General features: G+C 25.7%; 1 protein-coding gene. It reads left to right on the top strand.

Annotated elements, in window-relative coordinates; all coding sequences use genetic code 11:
* Positions 1-20: 20 nt before the first annotated feature.
* Positions 21-338, top strand: a 318-nt coding sequence (locus tag OJ995_RS13560) for a hypothetical protein (RefSeq protein ID WP_264369920.1), incomplete at its 3' end; no start/stop codon positions are given.

Raw genomic sequence — 338 nt, 5'->3', positions numbered from 1 at the left:
GCGAAGATGTTAATTATAATATGGAATCTATTTTGGGGGAATTTCAGTTTACAAAAGAATCAAAATTACTATATGAGTTGATGGTAAAAAATTTGTTGAATAATAAAACAGGTGAAGATGAATTATCACTTGATAAATTAACAACACAATTGAACGAACAAAATATGCGAATCCAAAAACTTCAAGATTTATATGTAGATGGTAATATTGATAATGAAAATTATATGTTGACATTACAACGTTATGAAGGAATAAGAAGAGATTTAAAAGATAAAATTGAAGCATTAAATGTTACTGATCTTACATATGGTAAATGGTTAAAGTCAGGTATTTCAGTT

Source organism: Flavobacterium lacisediminis (genome assembly GCF_025909975.1).
GTDB classification, from domain to species: domain Bacteria; phylum Bacteroidota; class Bacteroidia; order Flavobacteriales; family Flavobacteriaceae; genus Flavobacterium; species Flavobacterium lacisediminis.
This window is presented reverse-complemented; position numbering and strand designations above follow the sequence as displayed.